This window comes from Nocardiopsis flavescens, from assembly GCF_900141985.1.
Classification (GTDB): Bacteria; Actinomycetota; Actinomycetes; order Streptosporangiales; family Streptosporangiaceae; genus Nocardiopsis; species Nocardiopsis flavescens.
The window spans coordinates 124,276-134,683 of record NZ_FQZK01000015.1 but is presented as its reverse complement, the minus strand read 5'-3'; the positions used below and the strand labels follow the sequence as shown (position 1 = coordinate 134,683).

The 10,408-nt window shown below is 71.5% G+C and carries 9 protein-coding genes; 3 read left to right on the top strand and 6 right to left on the bottom strand.

The genetic code is table 11. From position 1 onward, the window contains the following. The first annotated feature begins 864 nt into the window (after positions 1 to 864). From rsmG to BUE45_RS22280, 3 genes are all read left to right on the top strand, one after another. The gene (gene rsmG, locus BUE45_RS22290) at positions 865 to 1,581 is read left to right on the top strand and encodes a 16S rRNA (guanine(527)-N(7))-methyltransferase RsmG (protein ID WP_073381339.1); all 717 of its coding nucleotides are present in this window, start codon (positions 865 to 867) and stop codon (positions 1,579 to 1,581) included. A 128-nt stretch (positions 1,582 to 1,709) separates the two neighbouring features. Continuing rightward, on the top strand, positions 1,710 to 2,525 hold the full coding sequence (locus BUE45_RS22285; RefSeq protein ID WP_178378615.1) for a ParA family protein: 816 nt from the start codon (positions 1,710 to 1,712) through the stop codon (positions 2,523 to 2,525). A 60-nt stretch (positions 2,526 to 2,585) separates the two neighbouring features. Further along, entirely contained in the window at positions 2,586 to 3,554 is a 969-nt protein-coding gene (locus tag BUE45_RS22280) for a ParB/RepB/Spo0J family partition protein (RefSeq protein WP_073381337.1), read from the top strand. A 130-nt stretch (positions 3,555 to 3,684) separates the two neighbouring features. On the opposite strand, the gene trxA is transcribed toward BUE45_RS22280, so the two are convergent. The 6 genes from trxA to murJ all read right to left on the bottom strand — a co-directional run bounded on the left by trxA (position 3,685) and on the right by murJ (position 10,275). Beyond that, a complete protein-coding gene (gene trxA, locus BUE45_RS22275; protein ID WP_073381336.1) occupies positions 3,685 to 4,008 on the bottom strand; it encodes a thioredoxin in 324 nt (107 codons plus the stop codon). A gap of 64 nt (positions 4,009 to 4,072) precedes the next feature. Next, positions 4,073 to 5,005 carry a thioredoxin-disulfide reductase gene (trxB, locus tag BUE45_RS22270; RefSeq protein WP_073381335.1) on the bottom strand — a complete coding sequence of 311 codons (933 nt, stop codon included), beginning with the start codon at positions 5,003 to 5,005 and terminating at the stop codon, positions 4,073 to 4,075. Between the two features lie 153 nt (positions 5,006 to 5,158). After that, positions 5,159 to 5,965, bottom strand: a complete 807-nt coding sequence (locus BUE45_RS22265; RefSeq protein ID WP_245833409.1) for an anti-sigma factor family protein — start codon at positions 5,963 to 5,965, stop codon at positions 5,159 to 5,161. After that, positions 5,962 to 6,588 carry an RNA polymerase sigma factor SigM gene (sigM, locus tag BUE45_RS22260; protein WP_073381333.1) on the bottom strand — a complete coding sequence of 209 codons (627 nt, stop codon included), beginning with the start codon at positions 6,586 to 6,588 and terminating at the stop codon, positions 5,962 to 5,964. Before sigM ends, BUE45_RS22265 begins: the two co-directional genes overlap by 4 nt. A 25-nt stretch (positions 6,589 to 6,613) precedes the next feature. After that, positions 6,614 to 8,212, bottom strand: a complete 1,599-nt coding sequence (locus BUE45_RS22255) for a protein kinase family protein (protein ID WP_073381332.1) — start codon at positions 8,210 to 8,212, stop codon at positions 6,614 to 6,616. Positions 8,213 to 8,484: 272 nt separating this feature from the next. Continuing rightward, the gene (gene murJ, locus BUE45_RS22250) at positions 8,485 to 10,275 is read right to left on the bottom strand and encodes a murein biosynthesis integral membrane protein MurJ (RefSeq protein ID WP_073381350.1); all 1,791 of its coding nucleotides are present in this window, start codon (positions 10,273 to 10,275) and stop codon (positions 8,485 to 8,487) included. Positions 10,276 to 10,408: the final 133 nt, after the last annotated feature.

The window sequence follows — 10,408 nt, the reverse complement described above, 5'->3', positions numbered from 1 at the left end:
GCGGCCTTCACCCCCATGGGTCCGCGGAGCCGAGTACGCCCTCCCCAACCCCCTGGAGTCGGGGTGCCGATCAATGCCCACGGGCTGTGCCCGGGGCCCCAAGACAGCGCACGCTCAACCCCCCATTGCGTTGAGGAGGGCATGGGTGGGCTCTACGTACGGGCCGCTTGTCGCGCGCCTGGTCCCTTGCAGGGGGCATTCCTCCCGATCCAGGCGGCCGGGCTGGGATCGCCTCGCTCGACCCAGCCCCGGAACACACCCCCACCACCGCGGACGCGCGCCCAACGCACCGGCCCGCCGCTCTACCGCACCCCGACCGCGCCGGGGCCAGGTCCACGCTCCGCTGGCCGCCGTTTCCAAGTGGCTGAGCTTTCGGAGAACTCCGGTCGAGCTCTCACCCCCACAACTTGGGGTGGGAGCGACTCCCTCCGGCTGTGGCCGGGGCCGCGGTCCGCCGACCGGCAGGGGCCGGGCGCTCCGGTCGGGTGAAAAGCCATTACGGCGCAGACCCCGGTCCAACCCCGGACAACGGCCCGGCGCCCCGGACTGGAGCACGACCACTACGGCACAGACCCCCGGTCCAACCCCGAATACCAGCCCGGCACCCCGGCCGGGAGCACGACCACTACGGCAGCAACCCCTATCCGGCCCCGGACTGTGGCCGGGGTCGCGGTCCGCCGCCCGGTGGTGGTCGGCCGCCCCGGCCGGGGTGCCGTGTTTCACGTGAAACATCGCCTCCGCCAAGTTTCACGTGAAACATCATCGCGGTCGCCCGCGTAGGATCGGTGGGGGTCCTCCCCCTCTGTGTGCATCCGTCGGGTGCGGCTACGAACCCTGGGAAGTGAAGATGGACGGTGGTGACCGATGACCGCGGGCGCTGAGGAGCCCGGTGCCGTATTGCCCGAGCCCCCCGTCGGGGCGGCGGAGATCTTCGGCGACTCCCTGCCGAAGGCGCGGCGCTACGCCGAACTGCTGGCCGACGACGGTGTGCGGCGCGGGCTGATCGGACCGCGTGAGGTTCCCCGTCTGTGGGAGCGGCACATCATCAACTGCGCGGTGGTCGAGGAACTCCTCCCCGAGGGGGCGGAGATCGTGGACATCGGTTCCGGTGCCGGCCTGCCCGGGCTCGTGCTGGGCCTGCTCCGGCCGGACATCCGGATGGTCCTGCTGGAACCGCTGCTGCGGCGGACGGTCTTCCTGGACGAGGCCGTGGAGATCCTGGAACTGCCCAACGTCGAGGTGCGGCGGGGGAGGGCGGAGGAGGCGCACGGCGACCTCCTTACCGACTTCGTCACCGCCCGGGCGGTCGCCCCGCTGCCGCGCCTGGCCGGCTGGGCGCTGCCGCTGCTGCGCAAGGGCGGCAGCCTGCTGGCGCTCAAGGGAGAGCAGGCGGAGGTCGAGCTGGCCGCCGCGGAGCAAGACGTTTCAAAACTGCGGCCCAACGTTAGCGATGTGATCCGGGTGGGCCGGGGTAAAGTCGATCCCGCTACCACGGTCGTTCGCGTCACGGTGACATCCGACGGTGGTTCGCCCCCGTCGAAGGCGCGGGGCGGCAAGAAGAAGCGCGGACGGAAGAGGTGAACTCATTCGTGCCCCACAATGATCCCGATGTTTCACGTGAAACATCGGCCTACGGAGACCTGCTCGATGTTTCACGTGAAACATCCGAGCCCTACGAAACCCCCCTCGCCCGTGCCGCCCAGGCCGCCATGGCCTCCCGCGGACGCGATGAGGTCTGGCCCCGACCCGCGTCCTGCCGGGTGATCGGCGTCGCCAACCAGAAGGGCGGGGTCGGCAAGACCACCACGACGGTCAACATCGCCGCCGCCCTGGCGATGCACGGCCAGCGGGTACTGGTCGTGGACCTCGACCCGCAGGGCAACGCCTCCACCGCCCTGAGCATGGAGCGCGACAACCAGACCCGCTCGATCTACCACTGCCTGGTCGAGGACGAGGAGATCCGCAAGCTGGCGCAGCCGGTTCCGGACATCCCCAACCTGTGGTGCGCCCCGGCGACCATCGACCTGGCCGGCGCGGAGATCGAGCTGGTCTCCCTGGTGGCCCGCGAGGCGCGCCTCAAGCGCGCGTTCGCGGCGTACGACACCTCCGACCTCGACTACATCCTCATCGACTGCCCGCCCTCGCTCGGCCTCCTCACGGTCAACGCGATGGTGGCCTGCGACGAGGTCATGATCCCGATCCAGTGCGAGTACTACGCCCTGGAGGGCCTGGGCCAGCTGCTGCGGAACGTGGAACTGGTGCAGTCCCACCTCAACCCCGGCCTGGCGGTCAGCACCATCCTGCTGACGATGTACGACGGCCGCACCCGCCTCTCCCAGCAGGTGGCCGACGAGGTGCGCTCGCACTTCGAGGACACCGTCCTGGAGACGGTCATCCCGCGGAGCGTCCGCGTCTCCGAGGCGCCGAGCTACGGCCAGTCGGTGATGACGTACGACCCGTCCTCGACGGGTGCCGTCGCCTACCTGGACGCGGCCCGGGAGATCGCCCACCGGGCGAAGCGCTAGCCGCGAACGTGGTCCCGGCCCCCGCCGGGCGTGAACCGAGAAGTGTGGAGGGAAGTACCGGTGAGTCAGCGACCGCGCGGGCTGGGCAAGGGGTTGGGGGCGCTCATCCCGTCGGGGCCGGCGGCGGCTCCCTCGGTGTCCGAGGCCGCCGCCCCCCCAGTGGTGAACGTGGCACCCGAACCCCGGGTGCCGGTGACCATTCCGGACGGCACGTACCTGAAGGAGATCGCGCTCACCGACATCCGGCCCAACCCCAAGCAGCCGCGCAAGCACTTCGACGACGACGCGCTGGAGGAGCTGCGCGACTCCATCGTCGAGGTGGGCGTCCTCCAGCCGGTGGTCGTGCGCGAGCTGCCGCCGGGGGAGACCCACCCCTACGAGCTCATCATGGGGGAGCGCCGCTTCCGGGCCAGCGGGCTGGCGGAGCGGAAGGCCATCCCGGCGCTGGTCCGGATGACCAAGGACGAGGAGCTGCTGCGCGAGGCGCTCCTGGAGAACCTCCAGCGCCAGCAGCTGAACCCGCTGGAGGAGGCGGCCGCCTACCGCCAGATGCTGGAGGACTTCGACACCACCCAGGAGGAGCTGGCCCAGCGGGTGGGCAAGTCCAGGACGCACGTCACCAACACGCTGCGCCTGCTCCAGCTGCCGGCGTCCCTGCACAACCGGGTGGCGTCGGGCGTGATCAGCGCCGGGCACGCCCGGGCGCTGCTGAGCCTGGAGGGCGCGGAGGAGATGGAGCGCTTCGCCGAGCGCGTCGTCCAGGAGGGGCTGTCCGTCCGCTCCCTGGAGGAGATCGTCGCGCTGCGGAAGAAGGGCCACGACGTCGAGAAGGCGGAGAAGGCCCGCCGCGCCTCGATGCGGGCCGTCACGCCGCCGCACGTCGAGGAGTGGGCGACCGCGCTGGCGGACCGGCTGGACACCACGGTCAAGGTGGACGTGGGCAAGCGCAAGGGCAAGATCGTGGTGGAGTTCGCCTCGGTCGAGGACCTGGAGCGCATCATCGAGCAGATGGGCGCCGCCCGCGCCTAGGTGTTTCACGTGAAACACCGCGAGCCGCCCAGGTCCCCCTGGGCGGCCCGGCGGGGGAGGGTGCACGCGGTTCTCCCCGGAAGCGGCGGAAGGCCCCCAGAGACGATCTGGGGGCCTTCCGTGCGTACCGTTACAGGAACTCGGCCAGGTCCTCCTCCAGCTTGCGCTTGGGGCGCGCGCCGCGGATGTCCTTGACGACCTCGCCGCCCTTGTACACCTTGAAGGTGGGCAGGGCCAGCACGTCGTAGGCCCGGGGGGTCTCGGGGTTCTGGTCGGTGTTGATCTTGACGACCTGGATCTTCTCGCCGTGCTCCTCGGCGAACTTGTCCAGGACCGGCGCCATCTGCTTGCAGGGGCCGCACCAGTCGGCCCAGAAGTCCACGAGCACGGGCTTGTCGCTCTTGAGGACCTCGTCCTCGAAGGTGGCGTCGGTGACGGTCTTGACCGCGGACATGGTTCTCCTTGTTCGGGCGGTTGCGGCGGGCCGGCCGTCTCGGGCGGCCGGCCCCGGACGGCTGCTAGTTGCCGATCCCGGCGAGGAAGCGCTCGGCGTCGAGCGCGGCGGAGCAGCCGGTGCCTGCGGCGGTGATGGCCTGGCGGTAGCTGTGGTCGACGACGTCGCCCGCGGCGAACACGCCTTCGAGGTTGGTGCGGGTGGAGGGGGAGTCCACCCGGACGTACCCCTCGCCGTCCAGCTCGACCTGGTCGCGGATGAGGTCCACCCGCGGGTCGTGGCCGATGGCGACGAACACGCCGGTGACGTCGAGGGTGCTGTCCTCGCCGGTCTTGTTGTTGCGGACCTTCAGCCCGCTCACCCGGTCGGCTCCCAGGACCTCGACCACCTCGGTGTCCCAGACGAACGAGATCTTCTCGTTGGCGAAGGCGCGCTCGGCCATGATGCGGCTGGCGCGCAGCTCGCCCCGGCGGTGGACCACGGTGACGGACTTGGCGAAGCGGGTGAGGAAGAGCGCCTCCTCCATGGCGGTGTCGCCGCCGCCGACGACCGCGATGTCCTGGTCGCGGAAGAAGAAGCCGTCGCAGGTGGCGCACCAGGAGGTGCCGCGGCCGGACAGCTCCTTCTCGCCCGGGACGCCCAGCTCGCGGTAGCCGGAGCCGGTGGCGAGGATGACCGTGTGCGCGAGGAAGGTCTCGCCCCCGGCGGTGACCTCCTTGACGGGCTTGGTCAGCTCGACGGAGGTGACGTCCTCGGGCACCAGCTCGGCGCCGAACCGCTCGGCCTGCTTGCGCAGGTTGTCCATGAGGTCCGGGCCCATGATGCCGTCGGGGAAGCCGGGGAAGTTCTCGACGTCGGTGGTGTTCATGAGGGCGCCGCCCGCGGTGATGGAGCCCTCGAACACCAGGGGCTTCAGTTCGGCCCGGGCCGCGTAGACGGCGGCGGTGTACCCCGCCGGTCCGGAACCGATGATGATGACATTGCGGACGTCACTCACGCTCGTAGGCCCTTCGCACGATCAGATGCCCCGGCCACGGAAGGGTGACCTCTGGGGAGAGTCGGTATAGCACAACCGATGGTAGGCGCACCTGATTCCCAAGGGGACATCCGCCCTGCTTACCGGGGTGGGGTATGTCCCGGAACGGTGCGGTCAGGGCCCGGTGACGGTCTCCCGGGCGAGCACGCCGCCGCAGTCGGCGGGGTCGACCACGTACACCTCGGCGGTGTCGTCCCCGGCGGGTGCGAACAGCACCATGGCGGGTGCGCCGTCGAACGTGGCGTCGTCGACCAGGGCGACCCGTACGCCCTGCCGCTCGGCGAACACGGTCGCGCACTCCTCGGCCGCCGCGGGGGAGTGGTCCCCGTCCGGGGCCGGGGGCGCGGCGAGCACCCCGGCGGCCTGGTCGGCCAGCCCCTCGGAGGTGTACTCGGTCCCGCTGGACACGGCCTCGGCCTTGTACGGCTGGATGGCCTCGGGCTCGCCGTACTCGGCGTCCTCGTCCTGCATCATCGGGGCGGAGGCGCTGCCCGCCTCCTCCTGCTGCTGGGAGGAGAGCACGGTGTTGAGCACGGCCCCGCCGCCGCCCAGGACGACGGCGCCCGCGGCGGCCACCATCATGAGCCGCGGCAGGTTCATGCCGTTGAACCCGCGCCGGGAGCCGCCCCCGCGCGCACGCGTGATCGGGACCACGGGGGCGTCGGGCGGGGCGGCGGAGCCCGCGGCGCGCTCGCGCACCGCCTCGTCGATGCGCCGGTCGAGGAGGTCGGCGACGTCCCGCGGCATGGGCGGGACCGGCGGCGCGCCCGCGAGCACACCGCTCACGGCGGTGAGTTCGTCCAGGGTCGCGGCGCAGGTCGCGCAGGTCTCTATGTGGTGGGCGACGGTGCGCTCCTCGGCGGGCTCCAACAGCGCCTCGGCGAAGAACGCGAGTGCCTCCACGTCAGGGTGGGACGTCACGATGGGTCGGCACCTCCTCTCCCAGTTGTGACGTCTCGGGGGGGACGAGGGTTCCTCAGGTGGGCCAGAGACGGAAGAAGTTTGGCGCGACCTCGCGCACACCTGCTCTTGACGGTGCCGCTGGCGACGTCGAGGATCTGCGCGGCCTCCTCCACCCGGTAGCCGAGCATGTCGACGAGGGTGAGGGCCATGCGCTGGTCCAGGGGGAGGGTCTCCAGGGCGGCGTGGACGTCCAGCCGGGCCTCGGTCTGGGAGGCGTGGTCGGGGGTGCCCCCGCTGCGGCCCAGACGCTCGTTGGAGAGCACGTCCAGGGTGTCGTCCTCGGTGGGGGTGGCCGGGCGGACCTTGCGGCGGCGCAGCCGGTCGTGGCAGGCGTTGACGACGATGCGGTGCAGCCAGGTGGTGACCTGGGACTCGCCGCGGAAGCGGTCGGCGGAGCGGAACGCGGAGAGGAAGGCGTCCTGGAGCGCGTCGGAGGCCTCCTCCGGGTCGCCCATCATGCGCACGGCGACGGCCCAGAGGCGATCGCGGTGGCGGCGTACGAGCACCGCGAACGCCTGATCGTCCCCCTGGGTGTGCCTGGTGAGCAGTTCCCGGTCAGGAAGCTCTTGGACCGCGTCCATCAGTGCCGATCACATATCCCCACAACTAGACGCCGAGTACCTCTACCTCGTAGATGCTCCCACGGTACTTGCCGCCGTCGTTGGGCAGCTCCGTGAACCAGACGACGACGTAGCGGCCGGTGGCGGGCTCGTCGAGGGTGATCTCGGTCGCGCCGGACGCGCTGCCCGACCACGCGACCGGCAGCGCCGCGTCCACGGCGGAGATGTCGCCCGCCGACGTGGGGGCCTCGTCGCCGACGCGGATCTCGACGCCGTACTGGTTCGCGGGGACGTGCAGGTTGAGCCCGTGGACCTCCTGGGAGGAGCCGAGGTCGATGAGGAGCCCCACACCGGCCTTGGTCATGCCCATCGGGTCGTTGTAGCCCTCGGTGTTCCAGGGCTCGCCGCCGGTGTCGCCGTCGATGGCGCGGCCGGCGTTGTCGTCGTGCTCGGAGCCGTCGCCCAGGGGGTCGTAGCCCGTGACGCCGCCGATGTCGAGCGGCGCGGCCGCGACGGTCTCCTCGCCGCCGCCCTGCTGCTCGCCGCCGTCGGCGCCGGGGTCGGCCTCCTCGCCGCGGATGGAGGCGCCGAAGACCCAGGCCCCGGTGACCACGGCCGCGAAGAGGACCACGGCGAGCACGCCGATGAGGATGCGCTGCGGTGAGGTCCTGCGCTCGGCGACGCGGCGGTCCATGCGGGAGGGGGGCCGCTCGGCGCGGGCGGAGGAGCGCGGGCCGGTCCCCGTGCCGTTGCCGCCCGCGTTCGTGTTGCGGGGGGAGCGGCGCGGGCCGGTGGAGCCGAACTCGCCGGTGCGCCGGGAGGTCCCGGGCTCGGGCGGCGGCGTGGCCTCGGCGGGGGCGACGGGCAGCGGGATGAGCCGCGGCACGTCGGCCATGGCCGCGCAGAACTCGCCGGGGGAGGTGATCGCGGGTCCGGGCACGACCTGGCCCACCAGGTGGGGCAGGGCGGCGCGGGTGGTGATCGAGGCCAGGGGCTCGCCGACGCCCTGGCGGATCTGGTTGGCGGGGTAGGGGCCGGCGGGGCCCTGCGGGGCCGGGGGCAGGCCGCTCTGCGGGCCGCCGGGCCAGGTGCCGGTCAGGGCCGCGTACAGCAGGTTGCCCAGGCCCTGGGCGTCGGCCGCGCCGGGGTCGGCGACGTTGATCCCCAGGAGGGCGGCGTCCACCCCGATACCGGTGACCTTGACCGCTCCGCCGCTGCTCCACATGAGCTTGCCCGGGGTGAGGCACAGGTGGTAGAGGCCGCCGGTGTGCGCGGCGGCGATGGCCTCCGCGGCCTCGGCGACCAGGCCCGCGGCGCGCTCGGGCTCCAGGGGGCCCTGGGCCAGCAGGTCGGCCAGCGAGGAGCCGACCACCCACTCCTCGACCACGTAGGGGATGGGGGAGGTGTCGTCGGCGTCGAAGACCTGGGTGACGCGCGCGTCGGGAATGCGGCTGGTGGCGCGGGCGGCGCGGACCACGTCGGATGTGCGGGGGAAGCCTTCGGCGAAGGTCCACACGGCGACGGGCCGTGCGAGGGTCTCGTCGGTGGCCTTCCAGCGGGTCGCCCCGCCGGTCTCGCTCACCACCTGGTCAAGGCGGTACCGGTTGGCCAGCTTCGCCCCGGGCTCGATCAGGAAGGTGCTCATGATGGGAGTGACGGGTGCCAGTGCCCTCGCCCCGCACGTTACGCCGCGGCGCGGTCCCTCTCGGGCCGGCGCGGGCGTGTGCGCGGGGGGTGCGGGCTCTGTGGGCTGTCCCCAGCCTCCCTTCGGGCAGCTCGGATGAACAATGCGGTGGCGGTCAAGCGATGCCTGTCCATGCTAGGACGCCTGAGCAGCATCTTCGGAGGACATCGGGTGTCGGTTCACCTTCCTGGACGTAGCGGTTCGGGACCGCCCAACTCGTCCATTCATGGTGATCAGCGACGTCGTAGTCGGGTCTTGAGCAATTCGAGGAATGATGTGACTTCGGTCACATTGAGGAACTTGGCACTGACCACGAACAGTACGCCACCCACGAGTCCGCCGAGGACCATCGAAGCGAATCCGGGCCAGAACGCCCCGGGCAGCCCCTGGAACACGTAGATCATGGCGATGCCGAACACGGCCGCGGGCACCGTGGCCAGGTGCAGCTTGAACAGCGTGGCCGCGGTGTGCCTCCCGTCCAGGCCGTTGAGCCGCTTGTGCAGCATGTACCACATGATGACCGACCCCACGACGTAGTACAGCCCGTACGGGATCGGCAGCAGGACCACCACGTGCTGCGGCGGCACCACGAACAGCAGCGCGATCGCCGTGACGGCGTGCGCGAACTCGGAGGGGATCGACACCAGCGCCGGGGTGCGGGTGTCGCCGAGCGCGTAGAACACGCGCATCTGGAGCTGGAACAGCGTGAACGGGATCAGCATCACGCAGAACACCATGAGGATGCGGCCGATGGCAGCGGCGTCCTCCGCACTCGTGCTGCCCTGCGCGTAGATCATCACGCAGAAGGGGACGGCGAAGACGATCATCGCCACCGAGATCGGCACGATCAGCACCGACGACAGCCGCATGCCCCGCGAGAAGTCGCTGCGCACCTGGTCCTTGCGCCCGGCCGCCACGTGCTCGCTCATCCGCGGGAGCAGGGCGGTGATCACCGAGACCGCGATGATCGCGTACGGGAGCTGGAAGAGCATCGACGCGAACTTGTAGGCCGCGATGCCCGAACCCGACTCGAAGCCCAGCTCGGCCGCGCGCGTGCCCGCGCGGGAGGCGACGTTGGTCGAGACGAGGGCGCCCAGCTGCGCCACCACGATGTACAGCATCATCCACGAGGCCGCCTGGGCCGCCTCGCCCAGCCCGGCGCCCCGCAGGTCCAGCCGCGGCCTCCAGCGGAAGCCGGCCGCGGCCAGCGCCCACACCAGCACCAGCGCCTGGACGACCTGCCCGGCCGCGGTGCCCAGGCCCAGCAGCATCAGCTCGCCGGAGGTCACCGTGTCCGGGGTGCGCCCGGGCCCGGCGATGTTCAGGAACCACAGGCCGATGCCGATGATCACCACGTTGTTCAGCACCGGCGCCCACATCGGCGCCCCGAACCTCCCGCGCGCGTTGAGCATCGCGCTGGCCAGGCCGCTGGCCCCGATGAAGAAGATCTGGGTGACCAGGTAGCGCGCCATGACCACCGACACCTCGAACTGCGCGCCGGTGAACTCGCCCGCGTAGATGCGGATGAACCACTCCGACAGCAGCATCGAGACGGCGGTGATCGCCAGCAGCGCCACCAGCATCAGCGTGACGAGCCGCTGCTCCGTCTTGTCGCCGCCGTCGGTGTCCAGCCTGCGCCGCTTGACCAGGAACGGCACGAACACGCTGGCCAGCAGACCGCCGATGAGCAGGTCGTAGACCATGTACGGGACCATGCCCGCCACCTGGTAGGCGTCGCCCAGCAGCTGGGTGCCGATCGCCGCCGCCAGCACGATGGTGCGGACGAAACCGGTGACGCGGGAGAACACGGTGCCCAGGGCCATGATCGCGCTGGACTTGGCGAGGTTGCCGGGGGCGGTGTGGCTGCTGCCCCCGATCTCGTCGCCGTCCTCCATACCGGCGCGGTCCGCGGTGCCCAGGTCGCCGATGTCGCTCGGGTCGCGGCGCGTGGTGAGCCCGGTCTCGGGCTCGGTCGCCGGCTCCTCGCGCTCGTAGGCGTCCAGGACGTCCTCGGGCATCACCATCTGGCGGCGGGGCCGCCCGCCGGCGGCGGGCCCGGGCGGCCCGGATCCGGAATCCGGCTCGCGGGGGTCTTCGCTGGACACCGTGTCCTCAGTCCTTGTCTCGTCGAGCGTGGTCGTTCTCCCGGCGGAGGTC